Here is a 21769-nt window from a genome sequence, read left to right as displayed (position 1 = left end):
ATGAGTGATTTCAAAAACGCCGCGTTTGGCTCGGGGCATGACCACATCTTTCTGGGCGCGGCCCATGAACAGAACGAGCGCAGGACATGGGCGGTGATTGGGTTGTGCGCGGCGATGATGGTTACCGAAATCGTCGGTGGGAGTATGTTCGGCTCACTGGCGCTCGTCGCGGATGGCCTGCACATGTCGACACACGCGGGCGCGATGCTGATTGCGGCACTCGCCTATATGTACGCACGCAAACATGCCACTGATTCCCGCTTCGTATTCGGTACTGGCAAGCTCGGCGACCTCGCGGGATTTACCAGCGCCATTGTCCTCGCGATGATTGCTTTGCTGATTGGTTACGAAGCGGTTTCCCGATTCCTTGCACCGGTACCTATCCATTTCGGTGAAGCGATTCCCATCGCCGTGGTCGGCCTGTTGGTGAATCTCGCGAGTGTCTGGCTTCTGAGCGGCGACCATCACGGCCATAGCCATGGTCACAGCCACGGGCACGGCCATGGTCACGACGAACACGCTCACGAAGAAGAGGTGCAGAGGGTTTTCACCGGGTCAGGTGTGTTTAACGTGTCCATCTTCGAGGACGGCGTTCCTCCGGTCTTCCGCATGACGCCGGCAACCGAGGGTTCGCGACTGGACGCGTCGGGGGTGTCCGTTACGACTGTACGGCCTGACGGCTCGCGACAGGTATTTGCGCTGGCGGACCGGGGCAGTTATATGGAGTCGAATGACGACATTCCCGAGCCGCACGCATTTAAAGCCATTGTGCGGATGCCGGATGGCGAGCACGAGGTCGAATTCGAAGAGCATGAGCATCACGACGATGTGGACCAAGCGGCTAGCCGGGACCACAACATCCGGTCTACCTACATCCACGTGATAGCGGATGCAGCGGTCTCGGTGCTGGCCATTGTTGGCCTCCTGCTGGCGCGCGCTTTCGGATGGGTCTGGATGGACCCGCTTGCTGGCGTCATCGGGGCGTTGGTGATTGCGAACTGGTCCTACGGTCTGATGCGCGACACCGGGGCGATTCTTCTCGACATCAACCCCGACCGACGGATGGCGGACAACGTGCGTCAGGTCATTGAGGCCGCTGGTGACAAGGTCATCGACCTACACGTTTGGCGGCTCGGCCCCGGACATATGAGCGCCGTACTGTCCGTTGCGACTGATGAATCGAATCACGACTCGCGTTTCTATCATTCGGCTCTCAGGCGTTTCAAGGGCCTGTCGCACGTCACCGTTGAAGTGCAGCCCGCTCAAGCGATGGCCTGAGCCATGGCAGTCAAGTCAACGTGCATCGACATGTGCGGGAGAAACCGCGTCAGTTCGCAAGAACCGTAGCCAGGTCCCGGATCTGCATTGCGTCTCACGGCACCATTTGCATGTCGCCCGGAGCTTGTGGCGGCAATTTGATCGAGAGAACCTTGAACTCTCCACTGGTCGGCTCGGACCCGGCATGTATCGTCCCCTTTGGGATAATGATCAGGTCTCCGGGATGAATCGGGCGCTGCTCGTTTCCCAGCCAGAAAGTGCCGCTTCCCGAGATCACATACTGGATTTCGTCGGAGCCCCTATGAGTATGCTTTGGCACGTTGCCCGTCTGGACCGCAACGGTTCCGTTCGACGTCACTACCAGGCCCTTTGAACGTAAGGTTCCCATGTTTGGAACCTGTGCGCCAATATCGGCATCGGTCATTGCCATCAGGTCTATGATTTGCGCCGTGAGCTTGACATCTGGCGTCTGAGCTCGAGCCGGCGTGCTTAGGTGAGACACAAACAGGCCGGCAACAAAGGCAACGGGAATAGCCGCGAGATAAATGTGGCGATGCATGTTCTGTTCCATTTTGGTTGAGCCGGCGATTGATGTGTAGGGTAACGGCACCATGGCATGGTGAGTCACGGCTTGATTGTCACACCACAAACTGGCGGTTCGTAACCGGGACAACACCTGAGTACGCGGCGGCGAACAAAACTTTAAAAGGCGATCGTTTTCTTGCGGGGCGGGTTGGTGGATGGGTTCGCGCGCGTCCTTCCGAACCTGATTTAGCCAGTTGAATTGACCGCCATGAGGTCACGCCCGCAGGCAGTCTTGCCTGACAGCAAAGGGGCGAGGGCGATCCCGTCGCGACATGGATTCTGTTGAAATATCGCCTTTTCGCTAATAGTTAGATATCCTGTAGATATAAATTGACCGGGAATGAATCGTCATGGCGGGTCCTGATCGAATGACTCATTCGGGGCCGGTTTCTGCACTTCGTCCTCGCGTGACTCACACGGGAAGGGCATAGCCATCCTGGACCACGACAAGTTTTTGCGACTACCATAGTCAGTGCTCGCCGAAGTTGGGTGAGAATAAAGCCGCTTTTAAGCAGCGTCGAAATGTGGTGCGTGGACGCGAAACTTGCGCCGGGGACGAGCGTGAATGAGCCGGGTAAATGAACACTAGCTTTCTAGTTGGCGAAATCAAACCAATCAGCCTGTGGCGGCGTCTGGTGTGGCCGTGGGCCGCATTCTTGCTGCTCATGTTGGTCGTGGGTGTGCAGGAGTATCTGCGCGATGGCGGACACCGTTTATGGCAGCCGTTCGTCGACTATGGCACGGCCGCTCTTGTAGCCACGGTGCTGGTTGTGGTGCAAATAAAGCGCGCAAACCAATTCGACAGTCTTCTCAACCATCCCCTGCAATGGTTTCTGCGCCTTGGGGCGTGGATGCCGCTGGGACTGGTCGCTTACGTGACGGCAATGTACGCGTTGCGCATCGGTATCTATGCACTCGCCGGCGTCAGGTATCGGCATGAGCCGTGGCTCGAAGTGATGGCCTACGAATCGACCAAATTCGTACTCTTCTATGCGTTGTTCGCGGGTATCCATTTCGGCCTGCGGTCCTACGGGGCGTGGGTTTCCGAGCGGCTGCGCTCCGCCCAGCAGTCGAACCTGGCGCGACAGGCACAACTTGCCCAGTTGACCCAGCAACTGCAGCCGCACTTTCTGTTCAATGCGCTGAACACCATTTCATCGCTGATCCACAGTAATCCCGATGTGGCCGACAAGCTGCTCAACCGCCTGGCGACATTGTTGCGCGCAGCCACCGACGCGAGTCAGCGTCCCGAACAGTCACTGGCCGACGAACTGACGCTGCTTCACGCCTACGCAGACATCATGGTCCAGCGTTTTTCCGACCGCGTCAGAATTTCGTGGGAAGTCGATGCCGGTGCACAGGCTTGCCGTGTCCCCACGCTCGGACTGCAGCCTCTCCTGGAGAATTGCTTTCGCCACGTGGTCGAGCGGCGCAAAGCGCTTACGCATATCGTGGTCCGCATAGAGTGCAGCGCAGGCCAGTTGCAGATTGAGGTTGAGGACAATGGGGATTTGCACGACCTTCCCGACAAACGCGGCGTGGGTCTCGGCAACCTTGAGGATCGTCTGCAATCGTTGTACGGTACGCAGGCGAGTCTCGAATTACGACTGCGACCTGGCGGCGGCCTGATCGCCGGGATGAACCTGCCATGCGCGCACTGATTGTCGACGACGAGGCACTGGCTCGCAGCAAGCTGCTGCGTATGCTTCGCGCGTTTCCCGATGTCGACGTGATCGGAGAAGCCTCCGACGGCACGATGGCGCTGACGCTGGCTATGCAGCTACGGCCGGACGTAATCTTCCTCGACGTACAGATGCCCGGGGTCGACGGCTTCGACGTAGCCGCGTCGCTGCCGGACGACGCTCCGGCGCTGGTATTCGTGACCGCGTTCGACCAGTATGCGTTGCGCGCATTCGATACCCATGCAGCCGACTACTTGCTGAAACCGGTCGAGCCGGAGCGCCTGGAGCGCGCCGTCCAGCGGTTGCGAGGGGCGGTCCGTGGCGCGGCACGCCCGAGCATCGGCGTGCCGGCCCATCTGATGATCGCCGACCGCGGGCAAATGCATGTTGTGCGCTGCGAGGACATTGAATGGCTGGAGGCCGCGGACAACTACGTCAACGTCCATCTTCCCGGAAGGAGCCTGCTCATGCGCCGCACGCTGGCCGCGTTGCTCAATGACCTTGACCCGGCGTTCGTCCGCACGCACCGCAGCGCTGCGGTGGCGCTGGCCGCTGTGCTCGCTGTGCGGCCGCGGGCGAAAGGCGATGCCACAATAATTCTGCGCAGCGGCGTCGAGGTGCCCTGCAGCCGGCAGCATCGCGAGTCATTGATGCAACGCCTCCGGCAATAGCGCAAATTGTCCGATCCGCCCCTGCACAGACCCGACTCGTCCCAAGTTGATTGCCGTACAAGCTGCGTCGAACTACGCTGACTGTCATCGCCCTGTTGATGATCCGGTCATGGCTATCTTGCTCACGATACTCAAATACTCTGTCATCCTGATCCTCGCATCCTCATTCGCCGAGGCTCTGGTGCTTTCTCTCCGATCCGGCTGGCGTGGCTATGACTGGAAGGCGGCCACCGTGTCCGTGGTCGATCTCCTCGTTCGCGAGTATCCATTGCACTGGTTGCTGCCGCTTGCGTTCTGGAGCGACGCAATGAGCTGGTTCTGGCGGCACAGGCTTTGGACCTTGCCGATGAACCATTGGAGCGGCTGGCTCGCGTGCTTCATTGGTCAGGAGTTCTGCTATTACTGGTACCACCGTGCCGCACATCGGACGCGCTGGTTCTGGTGCACCCATGCCGTCCACCATTCACCGAATCAACTCAACCTTTCCGCCGCGTACCGTACCGGCTGGACTGCCCGTCTTACCGGTTCCACACTGTTCTTCGTGCTCGCACCGTTATTCGGCATGCCGCCTCGGATTGTGCTGACGTTGCTTTCGCTTAACCTGCTTTACCAGTTCTGGCTGCACGCAGCCTGGATTCCACGCCTGGGTCCGCTGGAATGGATTCTCAACACGCCTTCCTCGCACCGCGTGCATCACGCCTCCAACATCGAATACCTTGATGGAAACTATGGCGGCGTGCTGATTGTGTTCGACCGTTTATTTGGTACCTATATTGCAGAAAGGCGCAGCGTGCCGTGTCGCTTCGGGCTGGTGCGGCCCATGACGACCTATAACTTGCTGACTATCGAGTTCGCACACTGGCGTGCGTTGTGGCGCGACGTGATAACAGCGCGCTCAATACGCGAGGCGTGTGGCTATGTGATCAAGCCGCCCGGCTGGCGGCCGGATAACAAAGGGGAAACTACCGAAGATCTACGGCGCTCGTTCGCTTCCTGCGAAATGGAAATGGCACGCCAAAATCAAACCCTTCCCGCTGCTTCAAATATCTCCCGGAGCCATTGAGCGAAGACCCTGACTCTCGCCGATAACTGCCGGTTCTGTGGATACAAAACCGAAACCGGCATAGGAGGCGGCGGAAACGCATCAAGCACGACCTTTAGTGTCCCCTCCGATAATTCCCCCATCACCCGATATCGCGGCACCTGCACGAGCCCCAATCCCGCCACCGCGGACCCTGTGTACAAATCCGCGCCAGTGACCGATACCACCGCGGCAAGCTGGATCTCGACCGCGCGGCCGTCGACGGTGAATTCCATCGGCAAAAGCCGCCCCGATCCGCTCGAGAGGTAATTCACCGCCCGGTGCGCACTCAGCGCCTCGAGCGTTTCCGGCTCCCCGAACTGTTCCAGATAGGCGGGGCTCGCCACCGTGACCTGCTCCATCAGCGCGACGCGGCGTCCGACCATCGACGAATCCTGCAGCGTTCCCGCCCGCAGCACGCAGTCGATCCCCTCGCGCACCAGATCGACCAGCCGGTCGTCCTCGCCAATCTGCAATTCAATATCGGGATACTGCGCGATGAACTCAGGCAGCGCCGGCACCACGAAATGCCGGGCAAGCGTGCCCTGCAAATTCACGCGCAGCAGGCCCTTCGGCGCGACGTTGCGGAACGATCCCTCCGCTTCCTCCATGTCCGCGACCAGCCGTACGCAGCGCCGGTAGAACGCCTCGCCGTCGTGTGTGAGCCGCACTGTGCGCGTGGTGCGCTCGAGCAGCCGCGTCCCCAGCCGCTCCTCCATGCGCTTGAGCAGATTCGTGACCGTGGCGCGCGGTATCTGCAGGTCGTCGGCGGCATGCGTGAAGCTGCTGCGCTCGGCGATACGGATAAACACCTGCATTTCCTGAAACCGGTCCATGGGCAACTCGCGAGCGGTGATTGTTAAAGTAAATGGAATGATATTACCAAATCAAGAGTAATTATCAATCGATGTGAATGATCAATACTTCATTCCACGCACTCACCACCCCAAAGGAGCGAATCATGAACACAGTCAAGAACAGCCAGGTAGCCATTGTCACGGGTGCATCGCGCGGTATTGGCGCAGCAGTGGCGCGGCGTCTCGCCAACGACGGTTTTGCGGTAGTCATCAACTATGCATCGAGTTCGAAGGAAGCCGATGCGCTCGTCGCTGAACTCGCTGCGCAGGGCGCGAAAGCCATCGCGATCAAGGCCGATGTAGCGAACGCCGACGAAGTCCGCGCCATGTTTGACGCGACCGAGCAGCAACTCGGCAAGATCGACGTGCTGGTGAATAACGCCGGCGTGCTGAAGACGGTCCCGCTGGCGGATACCTCGGACGCGCTTTACGACCAGACCTTCGGCATCAACGTGCGCGGCACTTTCAACACGCTGCGCGAAGCGGCGGCGCGGATGAACAACGGTGGCCGCATCATCAATTTCTCGAGCACGACGCTCGCTTTGAACATGCCCGGCTACGCCGTCTACAACGCGACGAAAGCGGCCGTTGAAGCGTTCACGCATGTGTTCGCGAAGGAACTGCGCGGCCGCAACATCACGGTAAACGCCGTTGCTCCAGGTCCGATCGCGACTTCGCTTTTCCTCGATGGCAAGACCGAAGAACAGATCCAGACCTTCGCCAAGATGCCGCCGCTGCAACGCCTTGGCCAGCCCGAAGATATCGCATCCATCGTGTCGTTCCTCGCCGGTCCGGATGCGGGCTGGGTCAACGGCCAGATCCTGCGTGCCAATGGTGGTGTCGCTTAATAGATCGAAAACATTAGCTTAGCTAAACGTTTCGGAGAATCATCATGAAATCAGTCATTTTGGTAACGGGCGCAGGCACGGGTATCGGCAAGTCGAAGGGTGGTTTCCCCCCGTTCATGGGCCCTTACGGCGCGGCCAAAGCGGCGATGGATTCGCTTGCCGTCACGCTAGCTTATGAACTGGCGCGCTTTGGCGTGGAGACATCGATTGTCGTGCCCGGCGCATTTACCAGCGGCACGGACCACTTCCCGAGCGCGGGCAAACCAGCGGACTCGGCAAGGGCCGCAGCCTATGCCCGATACGACGGCGTGATGGATCAGATCGGCGAGCGCCTGACCGCACTGACACCGGCGGACGCCGATCCCAAGGCGGTTGCGGATGAAGTCGTGCGCATCGTAGGGCTTGCGAAGGGCACACGGCCGATGCGCTCGGTGATCGATTTTGTCGGTGATGGCGCGGCGCAGGTGCTGGAGGTGTCCGAGCGAGTGCGGATTGAATTTGCGAAGCGCATTGGCATGGGCGATCTGCTTGAAGCGAAGGTATCGCGATGACAAGGGTGACAACGGCCGGGCGTATCGGTCGCGGCGCCTGGCTCGGCCTTTTCATGCTGGCCGCTGCGTGCGGTCAGCAGGGCTACGCGCAGCAGGAGGGCAAGACCATGAAAGCATCGACTACTTATTTGTATCTGCTTAGGAAGACGCCGTTTTTTACGAAGCTTGATACAGAGCAGTTGCGCTGGACCATCAGTCATTCACGCGAGTGGGAAGCGCAGGCGGGAACGGTAGTCGCGGATTGTTCGGCGGCGGATACGCGCGATGACTTCTGGATCCTGCTCGATGGCCGCTGGCAAGTGGAACACGATGACCATACCTACCCGGCCGGTCATGCCGACGCGGGCAAGTGGTTCAGTGCGGCGGAGGCCTCGGGGAACTGCCGGTTGGTCACGACTGAGCATAGCTACGTGATGAAAATCACCCGCGCCGATATGAACGACATGCTGAGCCGTGGGTTCGCATTTGAATCGCACATGCGGGAAGGTCGTGCTTATTATCGGACGGTGTTCGCGGCGGTTCCGGCGCGAGATTAATGGAGAGCTTTGTTAGTTCGATACGCAACGTATCCTGGCAGCACGGGAAGCGGCAGCACGCAGCTTCTGTCAGATGGGAAGACGAAACGCCCGATCTTGCCGTCGGGCGTTCTGCCTTTCAACCTAGCCGATACAGAAGTATCTTTGACCGCCGAATGACCGAAAAGCGAGGTTATTACGCATGCGAAGCGCGCGCCAATACTTCGTCAGCCCACTGGCTGATGCTTTTCCCAGCAGCTGCGGCTGCTATGCCTACCGCAGCGTGAACTTCCGGTCTTATGCGCAACATGAGTTTGCCTGATGCTGGCTTTTGCGGATCGCGACCTGTCTTGGCGCAATCCTCAAGATAGTGATCGACTGCCTCATGAAACCCGGTGGTCAACTCATGCACGGTCTCACCGTGGAAGCTGATGTGCTCCGATACGCCGAGCACATGTCCGACGAAAATGTTGTCGCGCGGATCGAACTCGACTCGCGCAAGATACCCCTTATAGTTCATTGCGTTTATCACGGCTTCACCTCCAATTCGATAAACCACTCTCGCACTTCCTCCACCTGATACCTCTTCGCATCCTTGCCTGGATGCGGTCGATGCAGATATCGGCGGCGATCGTTCAACTCGAATGCGACTCGTGAGCCAGAGCCCTCCCGTACCTCACCGCCAAGCGCGATGACCAGTAATTCAATTTCCGCGAAAACAATACCGCCGTTCGTGGGCTTTCTGAATATTGCTTCGAGCGTCTTCCTATGCTTGGCTTTCATTGTCAAATGATATCATAAATTGATATCACCATGGCGGCGCAGTGTTCGATAGAAGTAGACATACGGGGTCGTACCCGTAAGCGATGACCGTGCAGTGCCAGGAACACCGGCTTGCCCCCTAAACCCGAAACACCGCCACCGCGACGTCCAACTTCTCAGCTTGCTGTTCAAGCGACGCCGCAGCCGCAGCGGCTTCCTCCACCAGCGCCGCATTCTGCTGCGTCACCTCGTCCATCTGCGCGACCGCGCGGTTGATCTGTTCAATACCGCCGGTCTGCTCATTCGATGCCGCGCTGATCTCGCTGATGATGTCCGACACTCGCTTCACCGCCGCGACCACTTCGCTCATGGTCTGGCCCGCTTGTCCCGCCAGCACGTTGCCAGCCTGCACCTTGCCCGCCGATGCATTGATCAATTCCTTGATCTCTTTCGCCGCCCCGGCGCTGCGTTGCGCGAGGTTGCGCACTTCGCCCGCGACCACCGCAAAACCACGGCCTTGTTCACCCGCACGCGCGGCTTCCACCGCCGCGTTCAGCGCGAGAATATTCGTCTGGAACGCAATCCCCTCAATCACGCCGATGATGTCCGCAATCCGCGTGGAACTCGTCGCGATATCGTCCATCGTATGCACGACCTTGCCAACCACCGTGCCGCCACGCACGGCAGTTGCCGATGCATCGACGGCCAGTTCGCTCGCTTGCCGCGCGTTGTCGGCGTTCTGGCGGACGGTGGCCGTCAACTGCTCCATGCTCGACGCGGTTTGCTGCAACGAAGCCGCCTGTTCTTCCGTGCGTTGCGACAAATCGATGTTGCCCGCCGCGATCTCACGCGCCCCGTGCGAGATCGCGCCCGTGCCGCCGCGCACCTGCTGCACCGTCCCCACCAGCCCCTGCTGCATCTTGCCGAGCGCGGCAAACAAGCGGCCCATTTCGTTGTCGCGCGAGGCGTCGATGCTCGCCGTCAGATCGCCCGCGGCAATCTGTTCGAAGTGGTGAATTGCAGACTCGATCGGCTTCATCACCGCGGCGCTCAACGCAGCCCGCGCGATGAACCCCAGCACCAGCGCCAACGCGGCGACGATCACGGCTGCCGTCGCCATCGTATGGAACTGAGCCTGGGCCTGCGCATAACGGTCCTGCTGATGCGCGATCTGGAACGCTTCCACCGCGGACATCGCGTGATCGTAGGTGGCGTATAACCCGTCCGCCGTTTGAACCTGGAGCGTGCGGAACGTGGTGAAGTCGTTCTGCGCGAGGGCATCGAATTCAAGGTTGAGCGCCTTGGCGATCAACGCGTCGCGGGCAGTCTTGGCGGCTTGCACAAGCGGCTCTTCCTGCGGGTCGCGCGGCTTGGCGAGGTACGCATCGAACTCGGTATCGCTCGCATTCAGCGTCTTGCGCGCGTTGGGCAGCAAGTCGTCACCAGCCTTGCCGAGCATGAACAGCGTCTCGAAGCTGCCGAGCGAAAGGCGCACTTGCAGCAGCCGTTGCGAACTCGTCTTGAGATGCGTGATGGCGACGGTATCGGTGGCGACCATCTGTTCAAGCGCCTGGTTGCTCTGGCGCAGGCACAAAGCGGCGGCAAGCAGCACCGCCACAAGCGCGATCGTATAACCGGCGATGGTAATCGTGAGTCCGCGGCGAATCGTAAAGTTCTTAAGCATGGTCTTGATCGCGGGCGAACACGGCACGCGTGGTTTTCCTCGGTTGGGTCTTTGGCCGGAATTGTTTAGTTTTCTTGAATAAACAGCAGGCGATGCCAGTCACGGCTGAGGCGAGCCAAGCTGATCGCCAGAACGGGCAGGCTAGTCGACACGGCTCGTTGCGCGATTCTCACGCAGGCCACGCGACAGCGACATCGGGAAATGTGCGCCTTCAGATTCTGTGTGTTCGTGCCGATAAGCGGGGATGCTGCGCACAAAGCGACGCGGTGGCACTTGCGCTTGAGCAATTTCTGGATGCCGGCGGCGGAATCGGCATCAACCGGCATCAACCGGCATCAACACGGTCCTGCTCAGTTCGCTTGTGTCGCGAACGCGTAGCCGTTCTTGCCGTTGCGTTTCACCTGGTACATGGTTTCGTCAGCGGCGGCGACGAGCTGATGGTAGTCCCTGACGGGATGTGGAAAGCTCGCAATGCCAATGCTGGCGCTGACAAATCCAATGCCCATTTGCTCGTCGGTCTGGAGCACGCAGTCGATCAGGCGCTGTGCAATTGCCTCTAATTCGGCGTTGGTCGAAAACTCGCGGACCAGTACAACGAACTCGTCGCCACCAAAGCGGGCGACTACATCAACCGGACGCACGGTCTTGCGAAAGCGCTTTGAAATGGAAATCAGGAATTCATCGCCAACGTGATGGCCGAGCGAGTCGTTGACCTGTTTGAACCCGTCCAGGTCGATGTAAAGCACCGCCATCTTATGGGGTGCCGCATTGCCCGCTGCTGCTGCTGTTTCCGCCAGCGCGGCGAACAATTTTCGTCGGTTGGGCAAGCCGGTCATGACATCGTGCAACGCTGCATGCTCGAACTTGTGCGACTCGCCCGCCAGTTGGCGCGTGCGTTTTGCATACATACCCAAAGCGGTGATCAGCGCGCCGAATACACATGCCGACAACACGATCAACGTGCTTGCCACGCGTGCTATGCGGGTCCGTGCGTCGGCGCTGTCATTGTCGCGCTGCGCTCGCCAGTACACGGATTCCACGGCGAGCAGTGCGTCGGTATCGTCGAGATTGGCGTCGGGCGACAGGGCGGATTGAGGGATGCGCGGTGCCGCCGACGGGCTCGCGTTCACGAGCGCCGCGAGCGACGCGAGGCGGGCGGCGAGATCAATTCGTGCCTGCCGATAGTCGTCCGATTGTTCTGATTGTTCCGATTTTTCTGGATGCCCTGATCGCGCGATGCTGTTGTCGACTTGGCGTTGCCAGACGCCAACCAGATTGCGGGCGCCTTCCGCTCGTTCGATCCCTTCCAGGACGAGCCCGCTGTATTCCTGCTTTAGTTGGTCCGAGAAGATTGTCCTGATTTGCAATGCAAGGAACAGCAGACCAATTAGCAGACAAAGGAAGGAAACGCACGCGATCGTCGCCGGACCTGGCCTGAAATGCATCGGAAGGACAGGTTTGTAGACGCGCTGCCGCTCACGGATGGGCGTAGATATCTCGCTGGCTTTCGGTGCCATGCTGCCGGTAGCTTACGCGATGAAAAAATGAACCTACGCGGGTGAACACATTGCGATTGGACTTGACGCGCGTCACCGGCCGGTGACGTTCGACGCTTGCAGAACAACTCGCTCGAAGAGGGCGGGTGACCGCGAGCTTGGGCGCGGCCGAATCAGAAGGCGCTGCGCGGTGATCGAACTGAGTGGAGGATGCGGGCGCGTTCAGATCGGCGCTGGCGACAGTGACTGGGCGAGAAGAGGCCAAGGGCGCCGCGACATAATCGGACGAAAGCGCGGCCGAAGGCGTGGAAGAAGCCGTCTGTAGCACTGCCGGAGTCGATTCTGGTGCCGGTGTTGGAGCGGCGAGCCAGAGCGTCTGCCGCGCGTGTTCCATGGCTTCGGCGTAGGCGTGCTGATCCTGGTTGAACCAGACACCATACGCGACCGTACCCATGATTCCAATTGCCAGTGCGCTTGCCGAGGCAATCCAGAGCGCAAGCCGTCCGAACCTCACGGGCGTTCGGGCAAGCGCCGGGTCGGCGTCAGGATTTAAGTCGGCATCGGTTCCGTCGGTCTCCGATGGCAACTCGGTATGCTTGGACATCACAACATTCTCCGATCATTTCGTCTGATATTTTGACGAAATTAACTCATACGATTACGAGAAATTTTGGGGTCTGAAATTGCTAAAAGAATGTATCCCCAACGGGTGGAGGTAACCTGACCACCGAGCAGTTAATGTGCCCGCGCGCCGTGCAAGCCGAAGCTAAGCATTCAACCTTCCGATTTTTGGATCGACGCGAGATTCCACCGATCAATGATCGGGCGGCGCGCGCCGATATCAGTCTGGAGAGTAATGCCGATTGACGCGTGGGTGCAGCCTTACAGTAGCGCCACCAGAAATTGCCGGGAAGTAGATTATCGCATCGGGCACTACGTCTCAGCTCGCTCGTCTTTCCTTCCAACCTTGCTGATGCACGCTTCCATGGAAGCACGAAGAGATTGAATGTGGCTGATCGACGACGGCCAGAATGTCTGGCGGAATTGGGGAAATCGCGCCCGGCGTGAAGCGGACTCTATGAGATGCTATTTGAATGGATGTCAGCCAGATTGATACTGAAATTTGTAGGAATCCTTTCTAATATTCTGTGCATCTTCAGGCGATATACATGGCATGCAGGGACGGCGAGATTAGTACGTGGTTAGAGCATGAGCTCGCCGCCGTCATGCGAAAGGGCTGACCGCTTTATCTAACTGGCAGGTTGCGCTTCCGGGAAGTGTCAGTTGCCGTTCAGCACCTCGGGCCCAGGACGATAGAGGCGAACCATGTAGTTCCATCCCGGCGTGATCGGCAAGCAGTTGGCCGTTTTCCCGTCGCAGCCGCCGAACTGGACCTGGATCGACCCGTCAGCGTCTTTCTTGGCGGTGCCGGCCCCGGAGCACGGAGTCAGCACACGGCCCCCTCTTCTATTGGCTAGAGGTTGCGCAATCGCGAAGTTCGGCAAATTGGCAATGCCTAGTCGTTACGCTTGAAACCCGGTGGTAAACACCGTGCGTGCCTGGTTTTCATTTGCCCAATGATCCTCGACCTGAGACAAGGCCACTGGGTTCGTCGCAATCTCGAAGCCGCCGGGGACTGTTGCGTTCAGCAATTGCTCGATCGAACCAAGGAGGCGCGCCATTGGAATGCTGCCAATACCGCTGCCCATGAGTTCAATGGCCGATGATCGAAGCGCTGCGCTTGGAAGCGTGATGGTTGCCGCGCTCATGGAGCCGATCTGAACAAAGCGGAGCGGCACCGCCTCGGGCGCCGCTTTGGCGCCTGCCGCCAGCAGCAGCTCAGCGCTTTGCCCCCAAAGATAGTCGAGCACGACGCCAATACCCTGCTGAAATTGCTGCTGGAACGCGTTTTCGAGTGCATCGTTGTCTTGCGCAAGACTGATCGTCTCGTCAGCGCCAAGCGCTTTCAGAGACTGCAGGGTTTCCGCGTTCCGCCCGGTCGCAATGATCTTGCCCGCGCCCAGATACTTGGCGACCTGCACGGCGAGACGGCCCGATACGCCTGTTGCACCATTGATCAGGACGGTCTCTCCCTTCACCAGCTTTGCACGTTCAGCCAAAGCCGCCCATGACGACATTCCCGGAATGGCGATTGCCGCCGCGGTCACCTCATCCAGCGCCGCCGGCAAAGGAATGCAATGCGTCTTCTTGACGATGCAGTACTCGGCCATGCCGCCGAAGGGCGCTTCGGGCAGCACGAAATAGACGCGCGTGCCGTCTTCAAGAACACCGGTGCCGTCGACCCCAGCCACGAAAGGGAACTTTGCAGAGGCGCTATAGTGCCTGCCCGATGCCCGGCCCTTCGTGACATGGCTCAGCGCGGATGCTACAACCGCGACACGGACCACGCCTTCGGTGACGGCCGGCTCGGTGAAGTCGGCATAAACCGGCGTCGCGCCGGATTCTTTAACGAGTGCTGCTTTCATATTTGCTCTCCTTTGCCAAGTATCCGAGCGTACGCTTCATCCGGGATTGGATCATCGAATATATGTGTACTATACACATATCACGGCATTGACAAGGAATTGAATTGCGATGGGGAAGGAAATACGTGAACTGCGCGAAGCGCTATTGGATTTGACAGGCGTGCTCAATCGGCCGCAACCCGATGTTGCCCTTATTGAAGCGGCAGGTGTCGATCTGGACCGTGCACTTTTTCCGCTGCTTGCGAGAGTCGAACGGTTGGGGCCGCTTGGTATTGTGGAGCTCGCGGAACTGGCTGGGCGCGACTACAGTACCGTTAGCCGGCAGATCGCGAAGCTGGAAAGCCTCGGGCTTGTCTCGCGGTGTCCAAGCCCGAACGACGGCCGGGTTCGCGCGGCCGTGATTACGGATCAGGGGCGGTTCATGACGGACGCGCTGGACGCGGCGCGTCAGAAAATCATCGAAGAGTTACTTGCCGGCTGGGAAGCAAAAGAGGTGGGCGAACTCGCCCGTCTGCTTCGAAAGTTCGCGGATGATGCGCTTGGCTGGGTCAAGACTCTGTAAGCGGCACTACGCTTGGCCGGGTGAAGACTGCTTCTGACTTCGCGACGTGCTCAGGTGGATATATCCTCCAGCGCAACGTTTCGAGTCTTCGGTCCGAGTATTGCGATCGCGCAAATCACAACGATCATTGCGCCGGAGATGAACACGAACACCCCGTTCACGCCAAACTCCTTCAGGCACCAGGCGATCACAAAAGCCGAGAACATCGCCGAGATCCGGCTCCATGAATAGACAAAGCCCACCGCCCGCGCCCGAATGCTGGTCGGGAACAACTCTGCCTGATATGCGTGGTAACTGAACGAGATGATGTTGCCGGCAAGGACCAGGCATACGCCCAGGCTGACGAGCAACATGGTTTCGCGTGCCTGGCTGAACATCAGGCCGCACACCACATTCACCGCGGCCATCACAATGATCACGGTCTTGCGCTCGAATCTGTCTGCGATCAGCATGCCGAGCAGTGGTCCCAAGGGCGCCGCAATCGCGATGATCGATGCATACATCAGGCTGCTGGTGACTGTAATGCCCTGCTTGATCAACAGGGTGGGGATCCAGTTGGCAAACCCATAGTAACCCATTGTCTGGAAGACGTGAAAAATGATAAGCATTGCTACGCGTTTTCGGTACGGCGCTACCAGTAAATCCCGAAACGACGCACGCGTTCTCACCGGTTCGGGCAGCGCGGGCGGGGGTAGCGGTTTTCCGTATTCTTGCTCGACGCGCGCTTCAATGCGTGCCATGACGGCATCGGCTTCATTCAGGCGCCCTTGTTGGGCTAGCCAGCGCGGACTCTCCGGAAGCCGTCGCCGTACCCACCATACGACCAGTGCTCCAACCACGCCCGTGAAGACCACACAACGCCAGCCGTCAATACCGAACACCTGGCGAGGAACGAGCAAGTAAGACAGGAACGCGACAACGGGAACCGCGCAGAAACCGATCGCCTGCGAGCATGCCGACGCGCGACCGCGAATATGCTTGGGAACGAGCTCCGAGATATACGTCCCAATGGTTACGATCTCCACCCCGATTCCAACGCCGGCTATAAAGCGCCACAGGTTCAATCCGAAGGCGGTGTCCTGAAACGCCATGATGATGTTCGCCACGGTGTACCAGAGCAGCGAGTAGGTGAAGATCGCGCGGCGGCCGAATTTATCGGCGAGAAAGCCACACGCTGCCGTGCCTATGAAAAGACCGGCGAACAGTGCCGCGATAAAACTCGCCACTCCGCTTGTCCCGAACAGTCCATGCGTGGTTGAAGTCAGAATGCCGCTCCTGACCAGGCCCGGGGCGATATAACCCGAAAACATCAGGTCGAAAAGCTCGAAGAAGAGGCCGAGACTTAACAACATCACGAGTTGCCAGATCGTTTTCGTTGCGGGCAACCGGTCCAGCCGCGCCGAGATCCGCGCCGCGCCCAGCGCAACATCGTTCGCAGCGGATTCGGCCTGGGTGGATGCATCCGGCATTGCGCCAGGATGTGCAATGGCTGCAGAAAAAACAGCATGCTTCGACGATTCCATCGCCTGTCTCCATGAGTTCCGGTCTTGCGCCGGCTCGAATAATGTTCGGGACTTTTATGCGGCCTCGGGCGGCTCTCAGGCCGCGTTCGGGCGCGCGGCGAACGTGAGTTCGTCGATCTGTGTTTCGCCGTAGCCAAGTTCACGCAACACCTCGGCCGTGTGCTCGCCAACCTTCGCAATCGGTTGACGTGGCTGCAGGCGCTCGCCATTCATGGAGATGGGGAGAAGCGGCATTGCTGTCTCGGTTCCGTCGTCGAGCGTCAACGTTGCAAGGCCGCCGCTTTCGATCAAATGCTTGTCTTCGAAAAGGTCTTCGGGCTTGGTGATCGACGCAAACGGAATATGACTGCGTTCGAACTGTGACGTGAGCGCTGAGCCTTCGAGTTGGCTCAACGTTTCGCCCAACGTTTGCAGAAGCCACGGGCGCACCACCACGCGATCATTGTTGGTCGCGAGCCGCGGGTCCGCGAGCAAGTCGGGTCGATCGAGGATGGCGCACAGCGCGCGCCACTGGGCGTCTCCCGTCGCCGCTATGAACATCTGCTCGCCTCCTGCAAGCGTGAAGACGTCGTACACCGCCCACGCGCTGATGCGTTCAGGCATGGGGGCGGCGGCGACACCGGTCGCGGCGAACTGTTGCATATGCTGAGCGGACAGCAGCACGCAATTCTCGAACAGCGCGCTTTGCACTTCCTTGCCAATGCCGCTGGACTTGCGCTCGAAGAGCGCTGCAAGCACGCCAATCGCGCCGAACATGCCGCCCATGATGTCGTTCACGGAGCTTCCTGCGCGTAGCGGCCGGCCGACCGGGCCCGTCATGTAAGCGAGGCCCGCCATCATCTGCACGACTTCATCAAGAGCTAGGCGATGCTCGTAAGGTCCGTTGAGAAAGCCCTTGTGCGACACATAAATCAAGGCGGGATCCCGCGCTTTCAAACTCTCGTAGTCCAGACCCAGCATTGCCATGCGGCCAGGCTTGAAGTTCTCGATAAAGACATCCGCAGTATCGACCAGCTTGTGAAGCGCGTCGAGACCCGCTTCGGTATCGAGGTCCAGGGCGATGCTCTTCTTGTTGCGATTAAAGGTGCGGAAGAAACCCGCGCCGGTGCCGAGCAGGCGCCGGGTGCCGTCGCCGCGTGGTGGCTCGACCTTGATGACTTCGGCGCCGAGGTCTCCGAGGATCATGCCGCACGTCGGTCCCATCACCATGTGCGACAGCTCGACCACGCGAATGCCTGCCAGTGGCAAAGCGCTGTTTTGTGCGGAAGACGTAGAGGGGTTCATCGGGCGGCCTTTGATTCGTGGAATTGCGAGGGAACGCCCGCGCGTGCGAGGTATCCATAAAGCGGTTCACCAGGCAGCGCTTGTTCGAGCACGCTGCGTGAGGCAATCAGTTTTTCTATATCGATGCCGGTCTCATAGCCCATGCTTTGCAGCATGTAGACAAGATCTTCGGAATTAACGTTACCGGTAGCGCCCGGCGCGTGCGGACATCCTCCGAGTCCGGCAAGCGACGAATCAAACTCGCGGATGCCGTGCTGAAGGGCAATGAGCGTGTTGGCAAGGCCCAAGCCGCGCGTGTCGTGGAAGTGCGCGGAGCGCAGTTTGTCTCCCGCAATGGCACGGACCAAATCGATAACTTCGCCCACTTGTCGAGGCGTGGCCTGACCCGTTGTGTCGCCGAGTGCGATGACGTCGGCGCCTGCTTCGAGCGCTTGCCGTGCGATGCTGCCGATGCCGTCATAAGGCACGTCGCCTTGCAACGTGCAGCCAAATACGGTGGATAGCCCCGCAATGGTCTCGGCATGGCCTTTGGCGAGCGAACACATTTCGGCAAACGCGCCAAGCATCTCTGCCGGGGTCTTTCGCACGTTGGCAAGGCTGTGAGCGGCGCTGACCGATATAGGTGCGAGGATCCTGTGGACGCCGGATTCGATCGCGCGCTGCGCGCCCTTCACGTTTGGAACCAGCGCGGTTACAACGAGGCCCTCAAGGGTCAGCGCGTGGGCAATGACCGCTTCGGCATCCGCCATTTGCGGCAGCAGTTTCGCCGGCACGAAGGACGCTACCTCCATGCTGCGAATGCCGGCTTCCCAGGCGGCGTCGATCCAACGCTTCTTGTCGTCGGTCGACATGATCCGCGAGATGCTTTGAAGGCCGTCGCGCATGCCGACCTCGGTGACGATCACGCGTTCGGTAGGGTGGTTCATCGCTTCTCGACTCATGATGACAAAGTTGAGTTGAAGCGTGACGGGCCGGGTCCCCGGTGAAAAGACTCATTTGGCGATGCAGTCCATCTTGCCCCGCGATGACCGTTGACGCTTACGTGGCGGGGCGAAATGTCTGAAAAGGGAAAACCCTTAAGGGCTTATGGGGAGCCGTGCAATGCGCCAACAATGCGCCGGCAATGCGCTGGTTATGTGTCAACGAGTCGCCATCAGATGCTCGATCAGTCGCGCTGCTGGCAGGGTCAGGGCCGCGCGATCACGTACGCAAATGACGAAGTGACGCTCGGCCCAGGCTTCGGCCAGCGGAATCACGGCGAGCCCGTACTGTTCCCGGACCTGAGGGTTAACCGCTTCGCGAGGCAGGATTGCAACAGCGAGTCCCGCCTGGATGAATCTATAGGCCGCATCGAAAGTAGAAACGTACGCCCGGTAGCTAAGCTCTCGACCCTTCTCCGCGGCAATGCGCTGCATCAGGGCGTTCACGGACGCATTCGACGATAGCCCAAGGTGGTTCAGATCAAGCGTCTGCACGAAGCCGATAGTCGGCGCTCCCGCCAGCGGATGGTCCTTCGGGACCACGAGCGCAAGATGGTCCGAGCGGTACGTTGTCACGTCGAGTTCACGGGTGGAGATGAAGTCGCGGCAGATACCGATATCGGCTGCGCCTTCTTCCAGCCCCCGGACGATGTCAACGCTCGAACGTTCTTCAACGTCAACACGCACACTCGGGTTCGCTTCCAGGAATCGGGAGAGCGCCTCAGGAAGAAACTCAACCATTGACGACACGTTCGCCAGCACGCGCACATGTCCGCGGCCGCCGGCGGCATATTCGCTCAGCTCGGCCTGCAGGCGCTCATGGTCAAGCATGATGAGACGCGCGTGTTTGAGCAGCGCCTCGCCCGCTGCGGTCGGCCTGACGCCGCGCTGGCTGCGCGACAGCAATGTTGTGCCGACCAATGTTTCCAGGTCCGCCAAACGCTTGCTGACCGCCGAAGGCGCGATGAACTCGCGCTCGGCTGCGCGCGCGATGGTCCCTTCTTCACATACCGCGATGAAAAGTCGAAGACTGATTTGGTCGATTTGCCACATGATCGAGCGCCGGGAGTGAAGGAGCCCAGTTTGCATCAGCTCGAGCGTATTGACCGCTGGGATGTACCCGATCTGTCAGGGCCGCGGGTCATGGCACATAGGCCACGTCAATAAGTCAAAAAGGCATCCTGGAATTTTCGTGTGCATTGCTCTTCGGATCGGCATGTGCACGGGCAGTTTCATATTGTCAAGAGCAGGCTTGATGCGGGACCGTGTTGCTTGCGTCCACGCGTTTCACCTGGAGGACTAGAAGGCGACGTTCCCGGGCTTGCGGGTCAGGCAACTCAAACTGAACTTCCTGGCTGAAATGGGCGTGTCCCCCAAGAAGTTTTACCGGACGATGCGGCTTCGATACGCACGCTGGTTGCTACTCAACACGGAAAAACGCATCACAGTAATCGCCTATGAATGCAGTTTTTTGCCGGCTCCGCGCTTTTCATCCGCGCTTGTCATCCGCGACTTCAGGGAAGTCTACGGCGTGACACCCGGAAGACTCAGGGTCTCCCTGGAAGAACGTCTGCCCTGCGCGCGGAGCAAGCATGCAACGGACCTGCGAGGAATGTGTCAGCGAGATGTTCTACGCAATGTCAGATACTTCATTGACCGGAAAGATCGAAATATTTTCTGAGAACCAGCAGTGAGATGAGTTTTTCCCGGCGGGTGTCAAGAAACTGCATGGCGTACTGATTGGCATTTTTTATTATCGCCAAGGCCTTGTCTGTATGCTTACTGTAATAATCTATTTTATCTTCCAGATCGGAAAATTCATCGTCCAGAAGGACATAGTGGTGGTTTGGGATTAAGGAGCCTTCCATAAACCAGCTTTCCACCCGCGGCTTGCGCATAAAGCATACGGAATTTGAAAGCATGATCCATTTCAAGTTGGTTGCAACATCATTACCTTCCAGACTGATCACGAACTTGTACTTCAACTGGTCAGTAATACTCATATAAGGTCGATGACCTTGTTGACCTTTTCTGGCGTCGTCAGTGTCGCCAATATCGGCCAATGGTGAACTGTGATACTTGGCGACGAATGCTTTTCTGTGCTCCTGGTAGCACGCACCTCGAAAAACGGCCATGTTTATTTTGCTTTCGAATGATCGCGTATCTTCAATAAAATTGAAGTGCCTCATTTTATCCAGTTTCAAGATAACTGAATTTTCATTCGCTTCAGTGAGTGGTCTTGTTTTGAGAAGCGTTGGCTCGGCTACTGCTTCCTTGATGTCCTTGAAAACGTAATTGAATTTTGCGGAGCTCGCGAAGTACCGGGATATCTCTTTGAAATCATAGTAGTAGGCGCTAGGATTGCCGCGCAACGGCAACGTACTGCTGCGACTTGCCGTTTCATTCAGGACAAACTGCCGCTCAAGCTTATTGTAGTAATTGGCACGTGAGCGAATATAAGTCCACTGCTGTTCGTCCAGATTTCTGAACATGCTGTCGTATCTTTTTTCGAAAATCAATGATGGAAAAAGATCAAAAATAACATTTTTTGCGTAAAATCTAAATTTTCTGGCATGCATAAATCTGACTCAATCTTTTAATGGGGTGCTAAAAATTTCATGAAAAATGATTTGAAGCATTTGCGGGTAGGGCAACCGTCATTCTTCACAAAACTCATCACCTTTGGGTCACACCGAAATGCTCTGCAGCAGTTGCTTTGCATGGGTTGCATTGCTCGCGTTGCTTGCGTAGCAATAGTCACGTGCGCAAGCGGGATGCCAGACAGTACTAAAATTGAACAAGCAGAACAGTCGTTGCATTGTGCGGGTACCGACAGTGTACCTGCTACCATTTTTCCGACAATATAGTCAACCATTTTTTAGAACATTGAAGGTCGAGTTCGAACCGCTGCGACTACTAATGTG

At 58.5% G+C, this 21769-nt stretch carries 23 protein-coding genes and 1 pseudogene; 9 read left to right on the top strand and 15 right to left on the bottom strand.

Features of this window, described 5'->3' with window-relative positions; all coding sequences use genetic code 11:
- Entirely contained in the window at window positions 1–1278 is a 1278-nt protein-coding gene (gene dmeF, locus SBC1_RS21270) for a CDF family Co(II)/Ni(II) efflux transporter DmeF (RefSeq protein ID WP_165096760.1), read from the top strand.
- Between the two features lie 94 nt (window positions 1279–1372).
- Here dmeF and SBC1_RS21265 read toward each other — a convergent pair whose 3' ends face one another.
- Window positions 1373–1837 carry a cupin domain-containing protein gene (locus SBC1_RS21265; protein WP_165101389.1) on the bottom strand — a complete coding sequence of 155 codons (465 nt, stop codon included), beginning with the start codon at window positions 1835–1837 and terminating at the stop codon, window positions 1373–1375.
- A gap of 604 nt (window positions 1838–2441) precedes the next feature.
- Between SBC1_RS21265 and SBC1_RS21260 the strand changes: the two genes are divergently transcribed.
- The 3 genes from SBC1_RS21260 to SBC1_RS21250 all read left to right on the top strand — a co-directional run bounded on the left by SBC1_RS21260 (window position 2442) and on the right by SBC1_RS21250 (window position 5279).
- The gene (locus tag SBC1_RS21260; RefSeq protein ID WP_165096763.1) at window positions 2442–3524 is read left to right on the top strand and encodes a sensor histidine kinase; all 1083 of its coding nucleotides are present in this window, start codon (window positions 2442–2444) and stop codon (window positions 3522–3524) included.
- Entirely contained in the window at window positions 3512–4216 is a 705-nt protein-coding gene (locus SBC1_RS21255) for a LytTR family DNA-binding domain-containing protein (RefSeq protein ID WP_165096766.1), read from the top strand. The genes SBC1_RS21260 and SBC1_RS21255 overlap by 13 nt, the downstream gene beginning before the upstream one ends.
- Before the next feature lie 109 nt (window positions 4217–4325).
- Window positions 4326–5279 (top strand): sterol desaturase family protein, encoded by a 954-nt coding sequence (locus SBC1_RS21250; RefSeq protein WP_165096769.1) that lies wholly within the window; start codon window positions 4326–4328, stop codon window positions 5277–5279.
- Here SBC1_RS21250 and SBC1_RS21245 read toward each other — a convergent pair.
- Complete coding sequence (locus tag SBC1_RS21245; RefSeq protein WP_165096773.1) at window positions 5237–6133, bottom strand: LysR family transcriptional regulator; 897 nt, start codon at window positions 6131–6133, stop codon at window positions 5237–5239. The two genes, SBC1_RS21250 and SBC1_RS21245, sit on opposite strands and share 43 nt — an antisense overlap.
- 125 nt (window positions 6134–6258) lie before the next feature.
- On the opposite strand from SBC1_RS21245, the gene SBC1_RS21240 reads away from it, so the two are divergent.
- The 3 genes and pseudogenes from SBC1_RS21240 (at window position 6259) to SBC1_RS21230 (ending at window position 8089) form a co-directional block, all read left to right on the top strand.
- Complete coding sequence (locus tag SBC1_RS21240) at window positions 6259–7002, top strand: SDR family oxidoreductase (protein ID WP_165096777.1); 744 nt, start codon at window positions 6259–6261, stop codon at window positions 7000–7002.
- Between the two features lie 92 nt (window positions 7003–7094).
- A pseudogene (locus tag SBC1_RS21235) lies at window positions 7095–7553 on the top strand (SDR family NAD(P)-dependent oxidoreductase); the annotation flags it as partial.
- The gene (locus tag SBC1_RS21230; RefSeq protein WP_241202245.1) at window positions 7550–8089 is read left to right on the top strand and encodes a hypothetical protein; all 540 of its coding nucleotides are present in this window, start codon (window positions 7550–7552) and stop codon (window positions 8087–8089) included. The pseudogene SBC1_RS21235 and the gene SBC1_RS21230, both read left to right, overlap by 4 nt.
- A 175-nt stretch (window positions 8090–8264) precedes the next feature.
- On the opposite strand, the gene SBC1_RS21225 is transcribed toward SBC1_RS21230, so the two are convergent.
- From SBC1_RS21225 to SBC1_RS21190, 8 genes are all read right to left on the bottom strand, one after another.
- Window positions 8265–8600: a type II toxin-antitoxin system HicB family antitoxin gene (locus SBC1_RS21225; protein WP_165096781.1), complete on the bottom strand. Its 336-nt coding sequence runs from the start codon at window positions 8598–8600 to the stop codon at window positions 8265–8267.
- Window positions 8597–8851, bottom strand: a complete 255-nt coding sequence (locus SBC1_RS21220; protein WP_165096786.1) for a type II toxin-antitoxin system HicA family toxin — start codon at window positions 8849–8851, stop codon at window positions 8597–8599. The genes SBC1_RS21225 and SBC1_RS21220 overlap by 4 nt, the downstream gene beginning before the upstream one ends.
- A gap of 118 nt (window positions 8852–8969) precedes the next feature.
- Window positions 8970–10514 (bottom strand): methyl-accepting chemotaxis protein, encoded by a 1545-nt coding sequence (locus tag SBC1_RS21215; RefSeq protein ID WP_165101395.1) that lies wholly within the window; start codon window positions 10512–10514, stop codon window positions 8970–8972.
- Window positions 10515–10579: 65 nt separating this feature from the next.
- Window positions 10580–10840 carry a hypothetical protein gene (locus tag SBC1_RS21210; protein WP_165096790.1) on the bottom strand — a complete coding sequence of 87 codons (261 nt, stop codon included), beginning with the start codon at window positions 10838–10840 and terminating at the stop codon, window positions 10580–10582.
- Between the two features lie 24 nt (window positions 10841–10864).
- Complete coding sequence (locus SBC1_RS21205; protein WP_165096794.1) at window positions 10865–12031, bottom strand: GGDEF domain-containing protein; 1167 nt, start codon at window positions 12029–12031, stop codon at window positions 10865–10867.
- Window positions 11991–12614 (bottom strand): hypothetical protein, encoded by a 624-nt coding sequence (locus SBC1_RS21200; protein WP_165096797.1) that lies wholly within the window; start codon window positions 12612–12614, stop codon window positions 11991–11993. Before SBC1_RS21200 ends, SBC1_RS21205 begins: the two co-directional genes overlap by 41 nt.
- A gap of 676 nt (window positions 12615–13290) precedes the next feature.
- Entirely contained in the window at window positions 13291–13464 is a 174-nt protein-coding gene (locus SBC1_RS21195; protein ID WP_206366126.1) for a hypothetical protein, read from the bottom strand.
- 69 nt (window positions 13465–13533) lie between these two features.
- Window positions 13534–14496 carry a zinc-binding alcohol dehydrogenase family protein gene (locus tag SBC1_RS21190; protein ID WP_165096802.1) on the bottom strand — a complete coding sequence of 321 codons (963 nt, stop codon included), beginning with the start codon at window positions 14494–14496 and terminating at the stop codon, window positions 13534–13536.
- A 109-nt stretch (window positions 14497–14605) separates the two neighbouring features.
- Here SBC1_RS21190 and SBC1_RS21185 point away from each other — a divergent pair, with 109 nt between their 5' ends.
- Window positions 14606–15058, top strand: coding sequence for a MarR family winged helix-turn-helix transcriptional regulator (locus tag SBC1_RS21185; RefSeq protein ID WP_165096806.1), 453 nt, complete (start codon window positions 14606–14608; stop codon window positions 15056–15058).
- A gap of 50 nt (window positions 15059–15108) precedes the next feature.
- Here SBC1_RS21185 and SBC1_RS21180 read toward each other — a convergent pair whose 3' ends face one another.
- The 4 genes from SBC1_RS21180 to SBC1_RS21165 form a co-directional block, all read right to left on the bottom strand.
- Window positions 15109–16581, bottom strand: coding sequence for an MFS transporter (locus tag SBC1_RS21180; RefSeq protein WP_165096809.1), 1473 nt, complete (start codon window positions 16579–16581; stop codon window positions 15109–15111).
- Window positions 16582–16656: 75 nt separating this feature from the next.
- Window positions 16657–17865, bottom strand: coding sequence for a CaiB/BaiF CoA-transferase family protein (locus SBC1_RS21175; protein WP_165096813.1), 1209 nt, complete (start codon window positions 17863–17865; stop codon window positions 16657–16659).
- Window positions 17862–18791, bottom strand: a complete 930-nt coding sequence (locus tag SBC1_RS21170; protein ID WP_165096816.1) for a hydroxymethylglutaryl-CoA lyase — start codon at window positions 18789–18791, stop codon at window positions 17862–17864. The genes SBC1_RS21175 and SBC1_RS21170 overlap by 4 nt, the downstream gene beginning before the upstream one ends.
- A 213-nt stretch (window positions 18792–19004) precedes the next feature.
- On the bottom strand, window positions 19005–19898 hold the full coding sequence (locus tag SBC1_RS21165) for a LysR substrate-binding domain-containing protein (RefSeq protein WP_165096819.1): 894 nt from the start codon (window positions 19896–19898) through the stop codon (window positions 19005–19007).
- A 307-nt stretch (window positions 19899–20205) separates the two neighbouring features.
- Between SBC1_RS21165 and SBC1_RS39980 the strand changes: the two genes are divergently transcribed.
- Window positions 20206–20526: a helix-turn-helix domain-containing protein gene (locus SBC1_RS39980; protein WP_241202266.1), complete on the top strand. Its 321-nt coding sequence runs from the start codon at window positions 20206–20208 to the stop codon at window positions 20524–20526.
- On the opposite strand, the gene SBC1_RS21155 is transcribed toward SBC1_RS39980, so the two are convergent.
- Window positions 20495–21424 (bottom strand): glycosyl transferase family 90, encoded by a 930-nt coding sequence (locus SBC1_RS21155; protein WP_165096824.1) that lies wholly within the window; start codon window positions 21422–21424, stop codon window positions 20495–20497. The two genes, SBC1_RS39980 and SBC1_RS21155, sit on opposite strands and share 32 nt — an antisense overlap.
- Window positions 21425–21769: the final 345 nt, after the last annotated feature.

It is taken from the genome of Caballeronia sp. SBC1 (assembly GCF_011493005.1).
Taxonomy (GTDB): Bacteria; Pseudomonadota; Gammaproteobacteria; order Burkholderiales; family Burkholderiaceae; genus Caballeronia.
This window is presented reverse-complemented; position numbering and strand designations above follow the sequence as displayed.

Excerpts from the sequence above, each read along its gene's own strand:
- dmeF (WP_165096760.1), top strand. The coding sequence starts at position 1 with ATGAGTGATTTCAAAAACGCCGCGTTTGGCTCGGGGCATGACCACATC.
- SBC1_RS21265 (WP_165101389.1), bottom strand. The coding sequence starts at position 1,837 with ATGCATCGCCACATTTATCTCGCGGCTATTCCCGTTGCCTTTGTTGCC.
- SBC1_RS21260 (WP_165096763.1), top strand. The coding sequence starts at position 2,442 with ATGAACACTAGCTTTCTAGTTGGCGAAATCAAACCAATCAGCCTGTGG.
- SBC1_RS21255 (WP_165096766.1), top strand. The coding sequence starts at position 3,512 with ATGCGCGCACTGATTGTCGACGACGAGGCACTGGCTCGCAGCAAGCTG.
- SBC1_RS21250 (WP_165096769.1), top strand. The coding sequence starts at position 4,326 with ATGGCTATCTTGCTCACGATACTCAAATACTCTGTCATCCTGATCCTC.
- SBC1_RS21245 (WP_165096773.1), bottom strand. The coding sequence starts at position 6,133 with ATGGACCGGTTTCAGGAAATGCAGGTGTTTATCCGTATCGCCGAGCGC.
- SBC1_RS21240 (WP_165096777.1), top strand. The coding sequence starts at position 6,259 with ATGAACACAGTCAAGAACAGCCAGGTAGCCATTGTCACGGGTGCATCG.
- SBC1_RS21230 (WP_241202245.1), top strand. The coding sequence starts at position 7,550 with ATGACAAGGGTGACAACGGCCGGGCGTATCGGTCGCGGCGCCTGGCTC.
- SBC1_RS21220 (WP_165096786.1), bottom strand. The coding sequence starts at position 8,851 with ATGAAAGCCAAGCATAGGAAGACGCTCGAAGCAATATTCAGAAAGCCC.
- SBC1_RS21215 (WP_165101395.1), bottom strand. The coding sequence starts at position 10,514 with ATGCTTAAGAACTTTACGATTCGCCGCGGACTCACGATTACCATCGCC.
- SBC1_RS21210 (WP_165096790.1), bottom strand. The coding sequence starts at position 10,840 with ATGCCGGTTGATGCCGATTCCGCCGCCGGCATCCAGAAATTGCTCAAG.
- SBC1_RS21205 (WP_165096794.1), bottom strand. The coding sequence starts at position 12,031 with ATGGCACCGAAAGCCAGCGAGATATCTACGCCCATCCGTGAGCGGCAG.
- SBC1_RS21200 (WP_165096797.1), bottom strand. The coding sequence starts at position 12,614 with ATGTCCAAGCATACCGAGTTGCCATCGGAGACCGACGGAACCGATGCC.
- SBC1_RS21190 (WP_165096802.1), bottom strand. The coding sequence starts at position 14,496 with ATGAAAGCAGCACTCGTTAAAGAATCCGGCGCGACGCCGGTTTATGCC.
- SBC1_RS21185 (WP_165096806.1), top strand. The coding sequence starts at position 14,606 with ATGGGGAAGGAAATACGTGAACTGCGCGAAGCGCTATTGGATTTGACA.
- SBC1_RS21180 (WP_165096809.1), bottom strand. The coding sequence starts at position 16,581 with ATGGAATCGTCGAAGCATGCTGTTTTTTCTGCAGCCATTGCACATCCT.
- SBC1_RS21175 (WP_165096813.1), bottom strand. The coding sequence starts at position 17,865 with ATGAACCCCTCTACGTCTTCCGCACAAAACAGCGCTTTGCCACTGGCA.
- SBC1_RS21170 (WP_165096816.1), bottom strand. The coding sequence starts at position 18,791 with ATGAACCACCCTACCGAACGCGTGATCGTCACCGAGGTCGGCATGCGC.
- SBC1_RS21165 (WP_165096819.1), bottom strand. The coding sequence starts at position 19,898 with ATGTGGCAAATCGACCAAATCAGTCTTCGACTTTTCATCGCGGTATGT.
- SBC1_RS39980 (WP_241202266.1), top strand. The coding sequence starts at position 20,206 with ATGGGCGTGTCCCCCAAGAAGTTTTACCGGACGATGCGGCTTCGATAC.
- SBC1_RS21155 (WP_165096824.1), bottom strand. The coding sequence starts at position 21,424 with ATGCATGCCAGAAAATTTAGATTTTACGCAAAAAATGTTATTTTTGAT.